The organism is Streptosporangium sp. NPDC050284 (assembly GCF_044459525.1).
Classification (GTDB): Bacteria; Actinomycetota; Actinomycetes; order Streptosporangiales; family Streptosporangiaceae; genus Streptosporangium.
Genome location: NZ_JBITIZ010000025.1, coordinates 11,750 through 29,801, shown reverse-complemented (window position 1 = coordinate 29,801; position 18,052 = coordinate 11,750). Strand labels below are relative to the sequence as shown.

At 68.6% G+C, this 18,052-nt stretch carries 20 protein-coding genes; 9 read left to right on the top strand and 11 right to left on the bottom strand.

What is annotated here, in order from left to right; all coding sequences use genetic code 11:
• Positions 1-27 precede the first annotated feature (27 nt).
• On the top strand, positions 28-1,932 hold the full coding sequence (locus ACIBH4_RS36465) for a glycoside hydrolase family 15 protein (RefSeq protein ID WP_362769543.1): 1,905 nt from the start codon (positions 28-30) through the stop codon (positions 1,930-1,932).
• Between the two features lie 227 nt (positions 1,933-2,159).
• On the opposite strand, the gene ACIBH4_RS36460 is transcribed toward ACIBH4_RS36465, so the two are convergent.
• From ACIBH4_RS36460 to ACIBH4_RS36445, 4 genes are all read right to left on the bottom strand, one after another.
• A complete protein-coding gene (locus tag ACIBH4_RS36460) occupies positions 2,160-2,420 on the bottom strand; it encodes a hypothetical protein (protein ID WP_362510781.1) in 261 nt (86 codons plus the stop codon).
• Positions 2,421-2,711: 291 nt separating this feature from the next.
• Positions 2,712-3,377, bottom strand: a complete 666-nt coding sequence (locus ACIBH4_RS36455; protein ID WP_362510784.1) for a phosphatase PAP2 family protein — start codon at positions 3,375-3,377, stop codon at positions 2,712-2,714.
• Positions 3,378-3,417: 40 nt separating this feature from the next.
• The gene (locus ACIBH4_RS36450; protein ID WP_362510786.1) at positions 3,418-4,110 is read right to left on the bottom strand and encodes a phosphatase PAP2 family protein; all 693 of its coding nucleotides are present in this window, start codon (positions 4,108-4,110) and stop codon (positions 3,418-3,420) included.
• A 167-nt stretch (positions 4,111-4,277) separates the two neighbouring features.
• On the bottom strand, positions 4,278-4,661 hold the full coding sequence (locus tag ACIBH4_RS36445) for a hypothetical protein (protein WP_362510789.1): 384 nt from the start codon (positions 4,659-4,661) through the stop codon (positions 4,278-4,280).
• A gap of 638 nt (positions 4,662-5,299) precedes the next feature.
• Between ACIBH4_RS36445 and ACIBH4_RS36440 the strand changes: the two genes are divergently transcribed.
• Positions 5,300-5,785 (top strand): SRPBCC family protein, encoded by a 486-nt coding sequence (locus ACIBH4_RS36440; protein WP_362510792.1) that lies wholly within the window; start codon positions 5,300-5,302, stop codon positions 5,783-5,785.
• Positions 5,786-5,793: 8 nt separating this feature from the next.
• Positions 5,794-6,429 carry an SRPBCC family protein gene (locus ACIBH4_RS36435; protein WP_362510795.1) on the top strand — a complete coding sequence of 212 codons (636 nt, stop codon included), beginning with the start codon at positions 5,794-5,796 and terminating at the stop codon, positions 6,427-6,429.
• Positions 6,430-6,490: 61 nt separating this feature from the next.
• Here the strand turns inward: ACIBH4_RS36435 and ACIBH4_RS36430 are convergent, their stop codons facing one another.
• The 3 genes from ACIBH4_RS36430 to ACIBH4_RS36420 form a co-directional block, all read right to left on the bottom strand.
• The gene (locus tag ACIBH4_RS36430; RefSeq protein ID WP_362510798.1) at positions 6,491-9,187 is read right to left on the bottom strand and encodes an AAA family ATPase; all 2,697 of its coding nucleotides are present in this window, start codon (positions 9,185-9,187) and stop codon (positions 6,491-6,493) included.
• Entirely contained in the window at positions 9,187-9,675 is a 489-nt protein-coding gene (locus ACIBH4_RS36425; RefSeq protein ID WP_362510801.1) for a substrate-binding domain-containing protein, read from the bottom strand. Before ACIBH4_RS36425 ends, ACIBH4_RS36430 begins: the two co-directional genes overlap by 1 nt.
• Before the next feature lie 642 nt (positions 9,676-10,317).
• The gene (locus tag ACIBH4_RS36420; protein WP_362510805.1) at positions 10,318-10,785 is read right to left on the bottom strand and encodes a VOC family protein; all 468 of its coding nucleotides are present in this window, start codon (positions 10,783-10,785) and stop codon (positions 10,318-10,320) included.
• A 96-nt stretch (positions 10,786-10,881) separates the two neighbouring features.
• Here ACIBH4_RS36420 and ACIBH4_RS36415 point away from each other — a divergent pair, with 96 nt between their 5' ends.
• Positions 10,882-11,688: a helix-turn-helix transcriptional regulator gene (locus ACIBH4_RS36415; protein WP_362510808.1), complete on the top strand. Its 807-nt coding sequence runs from the start codon at positions 10,882-10,884 to the stop codon at positions 11,686-11,688.
• A gap of 62 nt (positions 11,689-11,750) precedes the next feature.
• On the opposite strand, the gene ACIBH4_RS36410 is transcribed toward ACIBH4_RS36415, so the two are convergent.
• Positions 11,751-12,209 (bottom strand): hypothetical protein, encoded by a 459-nt coding sequence (locus ACIBH4_RS36410; RefSeq protein WP_362510811.1) that lies wholly within the window; start codon positions 12,207-12,209, stop codon positions 11,751-11,753.
• On the bottom strand, positions 12,206-13,051 hold the full coding sequence (locus tag ACIBH4_RS36405; RefSeq protein WP_362510814.1) for a TnsA-like heteromeric transposase endonuclease subunit: 846 nt from the start codon (positions 13,049-13,051) through the stop codon (positions 12,206-12,208). Before ACIBH4_RS36405 ends, ACIBH4_RS36410 begins: the two co-directional genes overlap by 4 nt.
• 318 nt (positions 13,052-13,369) lie before the next feature.
• Between ACIBH4_RS36405 and ACIBH4_RS36400 the strand changes: the two genes are divergently transcribed.
• Positions 13,370-13,828, top strand: a complete 459-nt coding sequence (locus ACIBH4_RS36400; RefSeq protein ID WP_362769545.1) for a GAF domain-containing protein — start codon at positions 13,370-13,372, stop codon at positions 13,826-13,828.
• A 51-nt stretch (positions 13,829-13,879) separates the two neighbouring features.
• On the opposite strand, the gene ACIBH4_RS36395 is transcribed toward ACIBH4_RS36400, so the two are convergent.
• Complete coding sequence (locus ACIBH4_RS36395; protein WP_362510883.1) at positions 13,880-14,110, bottom strand: hypothetical protein; 231 nt, start codon at positions 14,108-14,110, stop codon at positions 13,880-13,882.
• On the opposite strand from ACIBH4_RS36395, the gene ACIBH4_RS36390 reads away from it, so the two are divergent.
• From ACIBH4_RS36390 to ACIBH4_RS36375, 4 genes are read left to right on the top strand one after another with little or no spacing between them, the layout of a single operon-like run.
• Positions 14,027-14,593, top strand: a complete 567-nt coding sequence (locus ACIBH4_RS36390) for a GAF and ANTAR domain-containing protein (protein WP_362510880.1) — start codon at positions 14,027-14,029, stop codon at positions 14,591-14,593. The two genes, ACIBH4_RS36395 and ACIBH4_RS36390, sit on opposite strands and share 84 nt — an antisense overlap.
• Positions 14,590-14,934, top strand: coding sequence for an STAS domain-containing protein (locus ACIBH4_RS36385; protein WP_362510820.1), 345 nt, complete (start codon positions 14,590-14,592; stop codon positions 14,932-14,934). Before ACIBH4_RS36390 ends, ACIBH4_RS36385 begins: the two co-directional genes overlap by 4 nt.
• 11 nt (positions 14,935-14,945) lie before the next feature.
• Entirely contained in the window at positions 14,946-16,055 is a 1,110-nt protein-coding gene (locus ACIBH4_RS36380) for a quinone-dependent dihydroorotate dehydrogenase (protein WP_362510823.1), read from the top strand.
• 42 nt (positions 16,056-16,097) lie between these two features.
• On the top strand, positions 16,098-16,298 hold the full coding sequence (locus ACIBH4_RS36375) for a heavy-metal-associated domain-containing protein (protein ID WP_362510826.1): 201 nt from the start codon (positions 16,098-16,100) through the stop codon (positions 16,296-16,298).
• A 52-nt stretch (positions 16,299-16,350) separates the two neighbouring features.
• On the opposite strand, the gene ACIBH4_RS36370 is transcribed toward ACIBH4_RS36375, so the two are convergent.
• Positions 16,351-17,994 carry a beta-N-acetylhexosaminidase gene (locus tag ACIBH4_RS36370; protein WP_362769547.1) on the bottom strand — a complete coding sequence of 548 codons (1,644 nt, stop codon included), beginning with the start codon at positions 17,992-17,994 and terminating at the stop codon, positions 16,351-16,353.
• Between the last annotated feature and the right edge of the window lie 58 nt (positions 17,995-18,052).

Here is an 18,052-nt window from a genome sequence, read left to right as displayed (position 1 = left end):
GGAGGTCTCCAGGCTCAAGGAGAACTGATGACAGGGAATTCACCCGCGTACGCGCTGCCCGGCCCCTCCCCTTTCCCGCCCATCGCCGACTACGGGTTCCTGTCCGACTGCGAGACCACCGCGCTGGTCGCCCCGAGCGGGAACATCGAGTGGCTCTGCCTGCCCCGGATGGACTCCCCCAGCGTCTTCGCCGCACTCCTCGACCGGGGCGCGGGGGGATTCCGGCTCGGCCCCGCCGACCTGAGAGTGCCCGCCGCGCGCCGCTACCTGCCGGGCACCATGGTCCTGGAGACGAGCTGGGGCACCCCCACCGGCTGGATCATCGTGCGCGACGTGCTGCTCATGGGGCCCTGGCACCACGACGAGGAAGAGCTCTCCCATACGCACAGGAGGGCGCCGACCGACTACGACGCCTCCCACGTGCTGCTCCGCACGGTGCGGTGCGTCAGCGGGGAGGCGCAGGTCACGCTCGACTGCGAGCCGATCTTCGACTACGGACGCAGGCCCGCCGACTGGGAGTACACCGACAGGGGTTACCAGCAGGGCGTCGCGACGGCGGAGGGGGAGAGCCTGGAGCTGCGGCTCACCACCGACATGCGGCTGGGGTTCGAGGGCGGACGCGCGATGGCGCGCACCCTGCTCAGGGAGGGCGACACGCGCTTCTGCGCGCTGTCGTGGACCATGCACGAGCCGCCGTACACCTTCGAGGACGCCTACCACCGGCTCGTGTGGACCGCCCACCACTGGCAGCACTGGCTCGCCAGAGGCGCTTTCCCCGACCATCCCTGGCGGAGGTATCTGGAGCGCAGCGCCCTCACCCTCAAGGGCCTCACCTTCGCCCCCACGGGTGCCCTCATCGCGGCGGCGACCACCTCCCTGCCCGAGACGCCGCGCGGCGACCGCAACTGGGACTACCGCTACACCTGGATCAGGGACTCGACCTTCGCCCTCTGGGGCCTGTACACGCTGGGCTTCGACTGGGAGGCCGACGACTTCTTCTGGTTCATCGCCGATGTGGCGGAACGGGACGAGGAACTCCAGGTCATGTACGGCATCGACGGCGAACGGGAGCTGGACGAGTACGTTCTCGACCATCTCTCCGGGTACGAGGGCGCCAAGCCCGTCAGGGTCGGCAACGCCGCCTACCGGCACCGTCAGAACGACGTCTGGGGCGCGGTCCTCGACTCCTTCTACATCCACACCCGGTCGCGGGACCGCCTGGACGAGCGGATCTGGCCCATCCTGAAGCGGCAGGTCGAGTCGGCCATCAGGCACTGGCGGGAGCCCGACCGCGGCATATGGGAGGTACGCGGCGAGCCACAGCACTTCACCTCCTCGAAGGTCATGTGCTGGGTGGCGACCGACAGGGGCGCGAGGCTCGCCAGGCTCAGGGACGAGCCGGAACTCGCCGAGCGCTGGCAGGCGGTCGCCGACGAGGTCCACGCCGACGTGTGCGCCCACGGCGTCAGCGAGCGAGGGGTCTTCAGGCAGCACTACGACACCGACGCCCTCGACGCGTCGCTCCTGCTCATCCCGCTGGTGCGCTTCCTGCCGCCCGACGATCCCAGGGTCCGCGCCACCGTGCTGGCCATCGCCGACGAGCTGACCGCCGACGAGCTGGTCCTGCGCTACGAGACGAAGAGTACGGACGACGGCATGAGCGGGGAGGAGGGCACTTTCGCGATCTGTTCGTTCTGGCTCGTCTCGGCGCTGACGGAGATCGGGGAGCTCACCCGGGCCCGCAGGCTGTGCGAGAGGGTCCTCTCCTTCGCCAGCGCCCTCGGCCTCTACGCCGAGGAGATCGACCCGGTGACCGGGCGCCACCTCGGCAACTTCCCCCAGGCGTTCACCCACCTGGCGCTCATCAACGCGGTGATCCACATCATCCGCGCGGAGAGCGAGCAGACGCACCCGACCAGCTGGCCGTCATGATCTCGTACTCGCCCCTGGTGCCCCACCCGGGCGCTGACGTGCGGGACCATCCGGATGCCTGGCTAGGCTCTCAGGTATGAACCGTCGAGTGATTGCCATAGTGGTGGTCGTCGGCCTGCTCGCGACGAGCGGTCTGTCCGTGGTGCTGGCCTGGGGGTTGAGCGGCTGAGCGCCGCTTCGTCGTCGCGTACGCCCCCCGACGCCGCGACGACCCTCCGGAGAAGGTGCTAGGCGCCCACCATCGAGGTCTGGTTCGCGGGCTGCTGCTGAGGGTGGGCGGGCTGCCGGTGTGTGGAGGGCTGCTCCGCGGCGGGCTGGGGCTGGGACTGCTGCTGGGGAGCGGCCTGCTCGGTGGGGGCCTGCTCGGCAGGACAGGTGCAGTAGCCGTTGGCCAGGATCAGGCGTCCTCGCTGTGCGGTGTAGGTGCGGGAGTCGGTGGCGAGGAGAACGCCTGTGCATTTCTGGCAGACGACGGACTGTTGATCCATGGCCGGCTTCCTTCCTTGAGGGTAGCCGTCGAACGTCCTCGGTCCGGTCGGCTGGCTGCTCGTGCCCCGAGAGGAGGACTTGAATCTCCCTAACGAGGTTTTCATCTTACTTCGTAGCGCGCAGTGATCTTTTGGTGACACCTGATAGCGGGTGTGAACCTTGGTGGTGCTGCTTCACAACGGTCTCATGTGAAGCGGCCCAGCGGGTGGGGAATGTCCCTCTCTCACCCCCGCCGGGGCCCGCTTCAGCGATCTTCGCGACGCCCGGATCCCCGATGTGGCCGGGGATCGCTACGTGCTCAGAACTTTTTTCTTTTTCTCCTGCACCACCGGCCGGAACAGCAGTGCGTTGGCGGCCACCGCGATGCAGACCGCGCCGAGCAGGAAACCCCAGCTCACGTCGCTCAGGTGGTGCATGCCGCGATACATGCGCGAGTAGGCGATGCCCAGGGGAATGCCCAGACCGACCACCCACCACAGCACGTTCAGGATCTTGAAACGGTGGGTGTGGAGGGTCAGGACCAGGGCGACGCCGCAGTAGAAGGCGACCGCGGCGCTGGTGTGCCCGGAGGGGAAGCTGGAGGTGGGCGGGGCGGGGTCGAGGTGCTCGACGGCGGGTCGCTTGCGTTCGGCGAAGACGGTCGCGAGCAGGAAGATCGCCGACTGGGAGAAGACCGCGAGCGCGAGGAAGATCGACTCGTTCCAGCGCTTGAAGGCGAGCCGGAAGCCGATGACCAGCAGCGCGGTGGCAGTGATGATCACCGGGGTGTCGGACAGGCCCGACAGCACGTCGGTGATCGAGCTCAGCTGGGCCGTGCGGCCCTCGGCCATCTGCGCGTTGACCCCCTGGTCGTTCGCGATGAGGGTCGTCGTCTGCAGGACCCTGGTGATGAGGAGTCCGACGCCGATCGTCAGCACGGCCATGATGGCCAGCGGCGCCAGGATGAGACGTGTCACGCCTTTGAAATCCACCGACATTTTCGACATGGCGCGCCAGCTACCCCGAACGGGTCTCCCGGAACGCCTCGGGTTCGACGCCTTCCACGTGTGGTTCGGCGGGCCTGCGGCCCTCTCCGCGGCGCCAGGCCTCGAACCCCGCCGCCGCTCCCACCACGACCACCACGCCCAGCGCGACCCCCGCGATCACGTCGCTGGTCCAGTGGACGCCGAGCGCCATCCGGCTGTACGCGACGAACACCATGATGGCCGCGGCGACGGCCCAGGCGATGATCCGCGAGGCCGTGCTCCGCAGGAAGGGCAGCAGGAGGAGGACGAGGATGCACGTACCCAGCGCCGCTCCCATCGCGTGCCCGGAGGGGAAGGAGGCTCCGGGCGCCGAGGCCACGGGATTCGGCAGGTCGGGCCGGGCGCGGTCGACGATCTCCTTGACGGCGAGGTTCAGCAGGCCGCCGAAGGTGATCGTGGCGACCGCCCAGATCCCCAGGCGCGGCGCGCCTCGGCGCCAGAGCCAGACGGCGGCCAGCACCACCAGCACACGCCACGTCCAGGGGCCGAACACCTCGGTGGCCACGCTGAGGAAGGTGGTGTAGCCGGGGTTTTCCAGCGCCTGGGCGTGCAGGCTCAGGGCGACGCTCTCGTCGAGGCTCTTGAGCGGCGAGGAGGAGGTCTTCACGAGCACGAGCAGCACCACGAACGGCACCGTGAAGATCGCCACTGCCACGAGTGCCATCGTCAGGCGCACGCCCAACCGCAGGTCAGAAGCGTGGTTACCGGGTTTCCTGTGAGGCGAGGGCTTACCTTCGACAAATCTGACCATCATTCATGGCTACCCGATTCCTCGCGAATATTCCCGGCTGTTCCCCGCGCGACATGTGAACGTCCGGGCCGGAGGGGTCCTCAGGCCGCGTGGCGGGGTTCGCGCCGGGTCGTCCAGCGCAGGACGTCGCAGTGCCGCCGCTCGGCCTCGGCGAGCGCCGCGTCGTCGGTGTGGGCGTCGAGTACGGCCCGCAGCCACGGCATCTGCTCGCTGACGTCGTCCCACGCCTGGGAGGGGTCGTCGAGGCCCAGCTCGATCAGCGCGTCCAGGTGCGCGGCGTAGGCCGTCCACCACTGGCGGCTCAGCTCGGCCAGGAACCCGCCCAGGCCGCCGAACTCCCGCTGGACCTCCTCTTCCCACCAGGCGGGGAGGATGACGTCGCCGGTGTCCGCGAGGTCACGGAGCACGAGGTTCGCCAGGGTGCGCCGTCGTCGGGCGATGGCCGAACGTGACAGGATGTTCATGGGCCTAACCCTGCCGATCGTTGTTTGCCGAACGCTTAACGATGTATTGACGGTGATGTCCGGCCCCTGCGTATGGCCAAGTGTGATTCCCAGCGATAGTTGTCACTTCCCAGCGATAACTGTCACCAAGATCGTCTTGAGAGTGTTGCCTGAAGGCGTCGAAGACGATGTCGAGATCCGGCTCTCAAATTCACCTACAGGGCCAGACGAACCCCTGAGCTCGGATGTCCGTCAAACCGGATCAGGTCCAGACGAGGTGCCCGTCCTGCGGAGGGAAGCTCACGGCGGTCCCGGCCTGCGTGGAGGACCTGCTCAAGTCCGTGTCGGCGGATGGTGTCGACGACGCTGGCTTGGGGTTGCAGGACGGAATGGTTGACGTAGAGCTGGTTGAGAATGGCGAGTGTGGCGGCGAATTCCGGCTCCTTGAGGAGTCCTGTGCTGGACGAAACGCCGCGGTCGGATTCTCGTGCAGCGGTGCTGTATCTCACGTGCCCGGGCGACGTGTCGCAAGATAGGTAATTCTCGCCGATGTGCGGAGATCGGTCATCTTGGCACGATCGCATCCGCCGGGTGTGGATGTAACGACTCGCTCATGCCCGGCGTTCCCGATCGTCACTGACCGAGGAGAGAACATCACGATGGAGAACGTCATGGACGCCGAGGAGGCCGGCATTGACGAGTCGGCCCCGGTGGTCAGCCGCCACAGCGTCACGGTGACCGCGTCGGCGGACACCGTCTGGCGCATTCTCACCGACATCGACGCGTGGACAACGTGGCTGCCGGAGATTCCGTACGCGCATATCGAAACGCCCGGTCCGCTTGCGTCGGGCTCCGTGTTCCGTTGGTCCGCCGCGGGAATGGAGATCGAGTCGACGTGTGTTCAGGTGTGGCCGCAGGAACGCCTTGTGTGGCGAGGCTACGGTGGCGGGCCGGACGGCGTCCTCGGCGTCCACGTCTGGGCGCTCACCCCGGCCGGCGACGGCGTCGAGGTGTCCACCGAGGAGTCCTTCGCCGGCCCGCCCGTCGATGCCGACCCCGCGACGTTCCAGGCAGGCCTCGACACGACGCTCGCCACGTGGCTGCGTCGGCTCAAGACCACGGCCGAGGCGGCGACCGCATCATGAGGAACCGTGTGAGCGCCGTCACGGCGATAGTCGTCGTCGGCGGGCTGATGGGCGTTACGGGCGCACCGGCTCGGGCCGAGGCCACGCCCGTCGGCGGCTCCGACCGCACGGCGCTGCGATGCGTGGGAAAGACCGTCGACACCTCGGCGAAGATCCGCTACCGGACGGAGACGGTGATCGCCGCTCCGCTGCGTACCGTCTGGAGGATTCAGACCGACGTGGAACGCTGGCCGTCGTGGCAGAAGCCGGTCCTCTCCAGCAAGCGGCTCGATCGTGGCCCGTTGCGTCCCGGTTCGTCGTTTCGATGGACGACGCCGATACCCGAGACCGAACTGAACCCCGCCACGACCCTCGTGGTCACCTCCACCGTCCGGCAGCTGCGGCACCAAAAGTGCCTTCGGTGGGACGGACCGGCGATCGGTGCCGGGCTGAGAATCGACAAGGGGGTCCACGTGTGGACCTTCACCGAGGTAGGCGGCCGGGTTGTCGTGCGCACCGAGGAGACGTGGCGCGGTGACCAGGTGGAGCAGGACGTCGGGTTCTCCACCGCCGCCCTCGGCGCGGGTCTCGAAACATGGCTGAAGGAGCTGAAGACCGTGGCCGAACGGGAGGGTAAGCGCGCCCGTCATCCAGCACCGAGGTAACCCGGCGGCCCCGCCGGTCTCCTCCGGCGGGGCCTTCCGCTGGCCTGTCGGGGTGGCACCGTCATCGGAAGAGCTCACGCAACTGGCGGCGTGAGGTGATGCCCAGCTTGCGGTAGAGGTTGCGCAGATGGGCGTCGATCGTTCGCGGGCTGACGAACAGCAGGGCCGCGACCTCCTTGGTGCCCGCGCCGGAGGCGACCTTGCGGGCGACGAGGAGTTCCCGAGCGGTCAGCCCGGCCGGCGAATCCGAGTCGCCGGCTAGGGCCTGCTCGCCGATTGCATCCAGTTCGCGGGCGGCGCGGGCGACGAATCCACGCGCGCCGATGGTGGACAGCAGATCGTGTGCGGCACGAAGTTCCACCCGCGCCTCGGTACGGCGGCCGACCCGTCGCAGCCACTCCCCATGGAGCAGGCGGGCACGCGCGTAGTGGACCCGCATTCCACTTTCGGCCAACCGGCTGATCGCTTCACGGTAAAGGTCCTGTGCGCCCAGCCCCGGGTCGAGCAGCGCACGGGCCAACAGGTGCGCGCCTGTCGTCCAGGCGTTCGGATTGACCCGTGCGAGACTCTCGATCCATTCGGCGGAGTCTTCGGCTTCTTCGGGACGTCCGGTGGCCGCGGCGGCTTCGACGAGTTCGCCGTGGAAAGCGGTGACGACGTACGAACCGCGCCGGTGCTGGTCCTGCGCGACCAGCAACGCCTCGAGCGCGGCCTCATGGTCGCCGTTCCCGTTGTGCAGCACACCGCTCGCGTAATGCAGCGGGGTGAACTCCACTCCGACCCGATTGTGCAGCATCTCTCGTATCTCGCGGAACCGTTCGGCGTCGCCGCTCAACGCGGCGAGCATCAGGTCGGAGCCGACGAGGTTGGACGTCCCCGCGGCCTCGTCGACCGCACGCGCCTCGATGATGCAGACGTGCGCGTCGGCGAAGCGGCCCACGATTGTCCGGGCAACCGCCTGAAAGCGCAGTGCGTGCGGCAGTATCGCGTAGGCGCCCTGCGTCCGGGCCAGTTCGACCTGACGATCGGCGATCTGCTCCATGGCGGCGCGGTCACAGAGGTCGATGCTCAACACGCAGGCGCGTTCCATCCACCACGGATCCGCGTCGGGCGTGCGGGCATGATTTTGAAAGGCGTCGACCGCACGGCGCATCGTGGGCACGGCCTCGTCCACCGCGCGGAGGTTTTGGTCGACCAACGCCTCCAGCAGCAGGTCGACCGGACGTGGCGGCCTGCGCTGGTGTACCCGTTCGCGGAGGTGCAGGGCGAGCCGCCGCAGTCTGCCTGGCTCGTCGATGCTGAACATCAGCGATGCGAACGCCTCCAGGTAGGTCTCGCCGGCTTCATCGGGTTCCATGCCGTCGGCCGCGTCGATGAGCGCGATCGTCGCTGGAATACTCCGTTCGACGTGATAATCGATCATGGCGCGCAGCAGACGTGCCGCGGAACGGCCGGCCGGATCCAGCTGATGACGCTCAGCTTGATCCGCCAGTTCCCGAGCGCCGGAGGGCGCTCCCGATTTCAACCGCGCCTGGGCCGCGGACAACAACCGGCGTGCCTGCCGCGAACCGCTCGGCGTCAGCCGTGCGGCGCGCTCGAAGAACGCGGCCGCGGCCGCGAACCCGCCGCGTCGCTGCGCCCGGTCCGCCGAACGCTCCAGTTCCGTCGCGATCCTCTCGTCAGGACCGGCGACGGCGTTGGCCCGGTGCCATGCGCGGCGGTCGGGATCGATGTCGGCGTCGGTGCCGGCGGCCAGCGCCGCGTGCGCATGCCGTCGCGCCTCGGCACCGGTCGATCGGTATACCGCCGAACGCGCCAGCGGATGCCGGAAGTGCACCCGTGGACCTGTCAGCAACAGGCCGCTGTCCTCGGCCGCGGCCAGATCCGCGCCGCTCAGCCCTTGAAAGGTCATGGCACGCCGCAGCAGAGCGAGGTCGCCCGTCGGCTCCGCCGCGGCCAGCGCCAGCACCGAGCGCGTCGATGCGGGAAGCTGGAGGAATCGATGCGCGAACCGCTGTTCCACAGCACGGTGCCTCGCATCCCCCGGTAGGCCGAGAGGCCCGGCGTCGCGGGCGAACTCGACCAGTGCGAGGGGGTTGCCGGCCGCCTCGGCGAGGATCCGTTGCACGATCCAGGCGTCATGGCCGAACGGTGCCAGGTAGCGCAGCAGTGTGAGGGCTTCGGAGTCGGTGAGTCCGGCGAGAGTGCGTGTGGGCACGCGGACAAGCTCGGGGACCGAAGCGACGTCACGGGCGGCGAACACCATGGCGATCCGCTCTGATGCGATGCGCGCCGCGACGAAGGCCAGCACCTGCCTCGATCCGGCGTCGATCCACTGCACGTCGTCGATCGCGCAGAACACCGGCCGGTCTTGGCCCGCGGCGCCCAGGAGGCCCAGGACAGCCAGACCGACCAGCATCGGGCTCGGCGTGACCCCGGCATGGAGGCCGAACACCGCCTCGAGCGCGCGCCACTGCGGTGCGGGCAGGTCGGCGCGGTGTTCAAGGACCGGCATACACAGTTGGTGCAGGGCCGAATAAGGCAGTTCGCTCTCGAACTCGACACCACCGGCGCGCAGCACCTGCCAGTCGTCGAGCGGCACAGCGGCCTCGTCGATGAGCGTCGACTTGCCGATCCCCGCTTCGCCCAGGACAAGCATCGCGCCGCCACGGCCTTCCGCCGCGGCTACCGTCACCGCCGCGATCTCGCTCAGCTCCATCTTCCGGGCGACGAAACACCCCGACCTGATATCGGCCATCAGCTTCCGCGCGTGTCCGGACGAACGGTCGCCGGGGGCGGGGCGGCGCTTGCGCGCACCACGAGAGTGGTTTCGAGCTCGCGCCGGTCTGGTGCCGGTTGCCGGCCCGCGGCGAGTGCCGGCGCGAGCTGCGCGGCGGTCGCGCCCATCTCCGAGGAGTGCTGTCGCACCGCGATCAGAGGTGGCGCGACCCAGGTGGCCCGGTCGACATCGGTGAATCCGACCACGCTCAGATCGTCCGGAATCCATAGACCGGCCCGGCGAGCGACTTCATAGACCCCCGGGGCCTGGAGATCGTCGCCGCACACGGTCGCCGTGGGACGGCCGGGCAGGCTCGACAGGTCGGCCCCCGGTGTCACGCCCCGCTCAAAGGTGAGAATGCCGTGGCGCCCCATACCGTCGTCGTACGGGATGCCGACGTTGTCGATGGCAGCACCGAAGCCGTCGAGCCGGGCCCGCGCGGAGAGGTCACAGAGCAGGGCTGCCACCCGCCGGCGGGTCATGGGCCTACGCCGCCGCGGCCGTCGAGCACCTCGGACACCGTAGGGGGACGACACGCCGGCGAACTCGGCGATCGTCGTGATCGGTACGTCACCACGGCACGCCTTCCCATATGGCGGTGTTCGGACTGGTTCGACCACAAACGGAGTTTAAGCTCAGCCCGCGACCGGTGATGCGATCGCGGGGGTATCGATCTACCGCCGGGTCCCGCGTCGGTCGACGGCGCCGGTGCAGGCCCAGAGGAGACGGTGATGCCGTTGGCGGTGGCCGCGTTGTCGACGCCGAGGCACAGCCCCGACTGCCGGCCGCTGATGGTGCCGTCGGCATCGTGACCTGGCCGTACCGGCCGCAGAGGTCTGCCGCACCTCTCCGGCCCCGACCGGAGCGGCAAGGTCCTGCGCCATCACCGGCGATGTGATCGGCTCACCTCACCCGGCCGAGGCCGCGGTCCGCCAGCTGGTCCAGCCGCGGCACAGCACGTACGCCACTGCGGTCGTCACCATGACGAAGAGGTCGATGAACGCGGTCTGCACCGCACGAGGCGTAGGCGCGGCCTTCTGCTCGGCAGACAGAAATTCCGCGACCGGTAGTCGGCTCTCCCGTCGATCGGGGCAAGAGAGCCGGCGTTTCTAGTCGGGCAGCTCGAACAGTTCCAGCTGGATGCCGTCGGGGTCCCGTAGGTACAGAATCTTCGTTCCGGCCAGCGTCCCCGCGTCGACGCCATCGCCGTCCTGCAGCACGACCGGATCGGCGTTGACGTGTACGCCTCGCTCCACCAGGTCACGGTGCGCCGCGTCGAGGTCGTCGACCTCGAAACACAGGTGCATGACCCCGACGTCGCAGTTGCGCCCGGTGAAGGGCTTCGGCCGCGGGTTGTCGTATTGGATGAGTTCCAGGAGGACGTTGTCGCCGGCCAGTGCGAACGATGCCCGCATCGACGGGTTCTCCAGCTCGACGACCGCACCGATCGCGGGGTTCTTGGCCGAGATCGTCACGCCGTTCGGCGCGATGCCGAGAACGTCTTCGTACCATTTCACCGACCGCGCGAGATCGCTGACCGGCACCCCGATGTGGTTCATTCTGGTCACTCTGCTCATGATCTCCATCATGAAAGGCAGGACCGGACGGTGGAAGGCACAGATCTGCCGCGTACGACCTGTACCACCCAACTAGGCTGACCAATAGGGGATCCTGTGGTAATAAACGACTTCGGTGCCGCGCTGCGGGCCTGGCGGGACCGCGTAGACCCGGCCGCCGTCGGTCTGAAGACCGCATCCTCCCGCCGCGTCGCAGGGCTGCGACGCGGCGAGCTGGCGACACTGGCCGGCATCTCCCCCGAATACGTGGCGCGCCTCGAACAGGGCCGGGCCGCCACACCCTCGGCGCAGGTCTGCACTTCCCTGGCTCGCGCGTTAAGACTCTCCGACGATGAGCAAGCGCACCTGATGCGCCTCGCCGGCTTCGCCCCTGCCCCAGACCGGATTCCCTGCCTGATCCCCAGTAGCCTGCACCGCGTCATCGACGAACTCGGCGACATCCCGGTGGCCGTCTACGACGCCGCCTGGCGGCTGCTGCACTGGAACCGGCTGTTCGCGGCCGTCTTCGGTGATCCCGCCGACGCGACCGTCGACGATCGCAACGCCCTGATCATCCAGTTCGAATCCCGAAACCCCCGGGTCCGCCAGACCGACACCGAGCGTGCGTACTTTGAGCAGTCATTGGTCGCCGACCTGCGCAGCACCAGCGCCCGCTATCCGAACGACCCCGACGTGGCGGCGCTGGTCTCCCGCCTAGCCGGGAACGATCGGTTCCGCCACCTGTGGGCGCTGCGCGCGGTGGCCGTCCACGAGAGCGCCCACAAGACCGCTGTACATCCGGTAGTGGGCGCCATCCCCCTGGACGCCAACGTCTTGACCACGCAGAACGCCGACCTCCGTGTCGTGGTCCTGACGCCTCGGCCCGGCACCGGCGCTCGTGAAAAGCTGGACCTCCTGGCTTGACGAGGCCAGGCTGGCACTGCCCTGGGCCGAGACCCCCAAGACCTCGCCGAGTTCGGCCCAGCTCACGGCCTTGGGCGGGCTCGCAGCCGGGAGTGCTCGAAGCCCAATGCTCGCAACTCGGCGACCTTGGCGTGGCGGCGTTGCGTCAGCGTGGTGAACGCCGGATCATAGGACGGCCTCGGCTCACCTGGACCGGGCCGCTCGGGGTCTCCACTGCGATAGCCGGTGGCGACCTCCAGCAGGTGCGCCATCCGCAGCGCCACCAGATCCTGCTGATGGGGCGTCAGATCGGTGAGCACTTTCGGCTGACGGTCACCCCTCGTCGCCGGTCCCGCAGGCCGCGCATCTGACTCGAACCCGGCGTGATTGATCAGAAACCGGATACTGGTGCACTCGCGCTGCCCGCCTTCATCGATCAGCACGACCTGGCCGCGGTGAGGTTCAGGCCGCTCCACCAACCAGTGGGTGCCGCGCAGCTCCAGGCCCGAGCCCACCGCCAGATCCAGCAAGGCCGAGGTCATTGCGCGTTCACCTCCGCGGGGTAGACGATCGAGTCGTCGGTGAGCGGGCGGGCCAGGTCAACACCCACCTGACGCGACCACACCAGATGCAGCAGCTGCGCGCGGGCGACCGCCGGCGCGACCGTGCCGGCCACCAGCGTTCCGAATGAGCACGGCCCAGATCGCAGCCTGTCCACGATGAGCGGGCGCAGGCCCAACGGATCGGTCAACGGCCGGCGCTGCGAGGAAATGGTGTCCAGTGTCACCATGACCTGTCGCTGCCAGCCGGCGACCACCAGATACCGCCACCCGCAGGCCAGCGCGGCCTCCGCCGCGGCGGCGAACTTCACCCGATCCTCTGTATCAATCCGGTCTCGGGGGCGGACGTCGATCAGCCACGTCCCGCTGGTGGTGGCGACCAGAACATCCGGGGCGTGTTTCCTCACGCCGTCCGGGGTGGAAAACCGCAGCCAAAACGGCTGGCACAGCAGCGCGACGATCTCGCCTAGAAAGTCCAGCACGAGCAAGAGCTTGGCTTCTTCCAAGCTCTCAAATCCCGGCTGTTGGCCCGTGCTGACCATGAACGCCAGTCCGGGACGGTGTTTTTGCCCTTTTCGCCAGGTGAACCGGCGCACGGGCTCGCCCCGGTGAACATCGAACGAACCCATGTCACGTACCGGGCAGATAACCTCAGTTCCGTTGACCTGCCACGACGTCGTCCATTCCCGGGACCAGGCCGACGACAACGTCCAGCCCAGGTCATTCCATGAGATTGCTCCTGGGTCATTGGCGACCAGATCCAGCAGGTCACAGCGGTGCGAGAGAATCATGATGTCCGCACGTTCTCGTCTCAACTGCGCCATCGCACCACGGTAGAAATCACCATGGGTATACATCTATATACTCAAAGTGACAGTTGTGTTCCTGGTGGAGCGATCATGGTGACAACAACGCTGGGAAGCCCTCGTAGGTGACATTTATCTCTGGGAGCCGGTGACAGGTACCGTTAGGAGCGAGTCTTCGAGTGCCAGCACAGGCCATACGGCTGGTGACAGTTACCTCTGGGGGTCGCACCAAGGGGGAACCGCTTGGCCGGAGTCATCGGGCGGCACTAGGCTTTGATTCGCAGATCATTCCGCCCTGTGTCCGCGGAGCTACCTCGACGTGGAGGAAGCTCGCCCATGACCCAGGTTCTTGAATTCTCTCGGCTCGTCGACCGTACCCTGAGCGCCCTCGCCGACGTTCTCGGCTCCGACGGGGCCGCACTCATGCTGATAGACGACCACGACCGGTTGCGTGCGGTCGGAGGCTCCGACGACCGGGGCCGACAACTGGAGCTGATCCAGGAGCAGATCGGCGCCGGGCCCGCCATCGAGACCCTGAGCCGCGGCGAGGACGTCGTGGTCGACGACCTGCGGGCGGCCAGGCCCCTCGGCTTCCCCGGCGTCGCCGCGCGGGTCTCGGAGGTCCGGGCGGTGCTCTCCGTGCCATTGCGGGCGGAGAAAAGGTTGATCGGCACCCTGAATTTCTACGACCGGACGAGCCATGAATGGCAACCCGCGAAAGTCCGGACGGGAGAACGCCTCGGTGAGCTCATGGTGATGCTCCTCCAGAGCATGGCTCATAGATCTTCTCGTTGAGGGAAGTCGTAGTGTGCACGTCAAGTAACCAGGTCGACGCTGAAAGGCGCTTCACATATGACTCACATTGATCCGGAAGCGCTGGTCGCGAGCCTGAGAAGGCTTCAGACGGCCTCGTCCACCACAGGCATAGTTCAGCAGTTGGAGCGTGCCGTGGATGTGGTGAACTCGCTGTTCGGATATGCGGGTGCGGGGTTGATGTTCGCGGAAGAAGGTAAAGATCTTCGTTATTTGGTCGCCACCGATGAGCGGGGCCGCAGTCTTGAGGGCGCGCAACTCCATCTCGGTCAGGGACCGTGTGTTTCCGCGTATGAGCAGAATTCCGCGGTGACCTCAAGCGATGTGCGGGTCGATCCTCGTTGGCCGATGCTCGCCGATCGGCTCCACCCCGAGGTGCGGGCGGTGGCCGGGGTGCCGGTGCGTCTTGGAGGCGAGCCCGTGGGCACGCTGAACGTCTACCAGGCGAAGTTGTACGAATGGGACGAGTCAGATGTCCAGGCGCTTTACGGCTACGCGGAGGTGATCGAGCAGCTTCTCACCGTCGCGATGGCCGCCGAGGAGAAGAGCGCCCTGGCCGACCAGCTCCAGTACGCCCTCGACTACCGCGTGGTCATCGAGCGGGCGATCGGTTACCTGATGGGAAAGCACGATCTGACCGCCACCCAGGCCTTCACCGGCCTGCGCAAGCAGGCCCGTGACAGCCGCCGCCGCGTCGCCGACCTGGCGGCCGAGGTGCTCGGTGAAGGGGCGGGCGAAATACGGTGATTCTGCTCACGTCGCCGGAGCCTTCGGAGAACAGCGTCGAGATCACCGTTCACGGTGATCTCGACGCTGTCGGAGGCGCCGAGCTGCGACGTGTCCTCGGCACGATCACCGCGAAGACGGTGGAGTTCGACCTGGCCCACGTGGGCTTCATCGACTGCGCGGGAGCCCGGACCCTGCTCCGGGCCGACGAGCACATGCGCGGCCTGGGCCGCGAGATGATCATTCTGCGGCCCTCGGACACGGTGCTCCGCCTACTGCGGCTGCTTGAATTCGACCGATACCTCCTGATCAGACACCTCGGGGACGCGGTCGGCGCGAGCGGCACCCCGCCGGGGCACTAACCTGATCGGTGATGTATCGATTCGTCTTCTCGCAGGTCCTCGGCCGCCTCGACCCGGAGGACGCGCACCATCTGACGGTGCGCGCCCTGCGCGTCCTCTCGGTGACGCCCGTGGTCAGACGGCTGGTCCACCGCCGTCTCGCGCCACGCGACCCCGCGCTGCGCGTGCAGGCCTTCGGCGTGCACTTTCCCGGCCCGTTCGGGCTGGCGGCCGGCTTCGACAAGGACGCCGGCTGCGTGGAGGCCGTGTCCGCGCTCGGCTTCAGCCACGTCGAGGTCGGCACGATCACCGCCCACGCCCAGCCGGGCAACGCCAGGCCCCGCCTGTTCCGCCTCGTGAGAAACCGGGCGATCATCAACCGGATGGGCTTCAACAACGCGGGCGCGTCCGCCGCGGCCCGGCTGCTGGCCAGGCCCAGAGGCGTCCCCGCGATCGTGGGCGTCAACATCGGCAAGACCAAGGTCGTTCCCGAGTCGGGTGCCGTCGCCGACTACGTGGCCAGCGCCAAAGAGCTCGCCCCCCTGGCCGACTACCTGGTCGTCAACGTCAGCTCGCCCAATACCCCCGGCCTGCGCGACCTTCAGGCCGTGGAACTGCTGGGCCCGCTGCTGCGGGCGGTGAAGGAGGTCGCCGACGCCACGCCCAAGCGCACCCCGCTGCTGGTCAAGATCGCCCCCGACCTGGCGGACGCCGACGTGGACGCGGTCGCAGACCTCGCCCTGGAGCTCGGGCTCGACGGCATCATCGCCACCAACACCACGATCGGCAGGCAGACGCTGACCGTCGCGGAGCCCTCGGGCCGTGACCACAGCCGCGAGAGCGGCGGCCTGTCGGGACGCCCGCTGAAGGCCAGGTCGCTGGAGGTGCTGCGCAGGCTGCGCGCCAGGGTGGGCGACCGCCTGGTGCTCGTCTCCGTCGGCGGTGTCGAGGACGTGGACGACGTCTGGGAGCGCCTGCTCGCCGGGGCCACGCTCGTCCAGGGATACAGCGCGCTGATCTACGAGGGGCCCCTCTGGGCCTATCACGTCAACCGTGACCTCTCTCGCCGCCTGCGCCGTCACGGCGTGGTCGACCTCCGCCAGATCATCGGCCGTACCGCGGACCGAAGTGTCACGGCCTGACGTTATACCCTGGGTGGGTAACCTCACGGCTTTGGAGGCACGATGAGCACGATCACATACACCGTCACCGGCATGACCTGTGGTCACTGCGTGAGCTCGGTCAAGGAGGAGGTCGGCGAGGTCCCGGGTGTCACCGGTGTCGACGTCGACCTGGAGACCGGCAGGGTCGACGTCTCCGGCGACGCCTTCGACGACGCGGCCGTCCGCGCCGCCGTCAAGGAAGCGGGCTACGAGGTCTCCTGACCGGTCGGAGCCCAAGCCCCGCCGTGGGACTCGTCAAGGGCAGGGAGGCCCGTCACATGCTGGGACGGGTCGAGTCGGCCTCGTGGGTCAGCTCCTCCAGGTGTTTCATCGCCTCGTCCACCTTGACGACCCCCGGGCGGTGGCGTCGGCGGCCGGTCCCCCCACGCTGCCAGGGGTGCGGGCCGGTCAGCGGCCGATACTCGACGCCGAGCGCGTCGAGGCGGGTCAGGTGCGCCTCCAGCCGGGTGTCGAACCCGGCCCCGGCCGAGCCCGACCAGGTGATCTCGGCCAGCGCGCACCCCCGGGGCCAGGCCCGGTAGTCCACCGCCCGCGCGTCGGGCAGCCGTTCGCTCCACAGCTGGAACTGTGCCCCGAGCACGTGTTCCCGTTCCCCGGCCGTCCACGACTCCGGCGCCGGAGCGTAGGCCGCGACGTCGGAGACGGTGATCGCGTCGCCCATCGCGAGGGGCTCCTCCTCGTCGGGGGCCTCGGAGTAGTCGAAGTACAGGGGGAAGACCGGGGTCTGCACCACGTCGTGCCCGGCGGCGGCGGCGCGCCTCGCCACCCCGGGACCGCGCCAGGGCATCACGATCGTGTCGGGCCTGAGCATGCCGCTCACGAACGCCTCGTCCCACACCACCGCCCTGCTGCCGCGTTCGGCCAGCTCGTCCGCGAGCCGGCGCAGGAACCAGGCGTGCAGGTCGCTCAGGCTCCCCAGCCCCAGCTCCGCCTGGAAGGCGACGATCTCGGGGGAGTCGGCCCAGTCGTCGAGCACGCACTCGTCCCCGCCGATGTGGACGTACGGGGTCTCGCCCAGCGCCCCCGTGATCTCCTCGATCACGCCGGTCAGGAAGTCGATCGTCTCCGGCAGGGGGGACAGGATCGCGGGGGAGATGCCCCAGCGATCCAGCACCGTGAAGGGCTCGGGGCTCCGGCCGCCGGTGGCGCGGGCGTCGAACTCGGGGTAGGCGGCGAGGATCGCCGAGGCGTGTCCCGGCACGTCGATCTCGGGAACGACCGTCACGGCTCGGGCCCGCGCGTAGGCGCCGATCTCCGCGAGGTCCTCCAGCGTGTAGTAGCCGCCGTGCGGTACCTCGTCGAAGGCGAGATCCTCCCGGTAGTGGCTGGTGACCGTACGCGGCCGGTGCGCGCCCACCTCGTGCAGCCGGGGGTACCGGCGGCTCTCGACCCGCCACCCCTGGTCGTCCACCAGGTGCAGGTGGAGGCGGTTCAGCTTGTGGACCGCCATGATGTCGACCATCCTGAGCACCTCGCGCTTGGGCATGAAGTGCCGCGCCACGTCCAGGTGCACCCCGCGCCAGGAGAACCGGGGCGCGTCCCGCACCCGGCCCAGGGCGACGCTCCAGTCCGCCCCGCCGTCGGCCACCGCGCGAAACGCCGCCGAGGGCAGCAACTGCCGCAGCGTCTGACCCGCGTAGAAGGCGCCGGCGCGGTCTCCGGCCGCGATCCGCACCCCCTCGCCCGTCACCTCCAGGACGTACGCCTCGGCGCCGAGTGAGGTGTCCGACTCCACCGTGATCGTTCCCGCCTCGCCGGGGCGCGGGTCGAGGACGGCGAGCGCGAGACGTACGGCGTCGACCGGCTCGCTGGGGCCGGAGACGACGACCCCGCGGGGAAGGCCGAGGACACCGCCGGCAGGTGTGAAGGCGGAAGGAGACGGCAGGAGGTCAGTCATGCTGTAGATCATGCCAAATCGCCGGAATCGCCGGAGAGGCAGGGTTTTTACGTCGGCG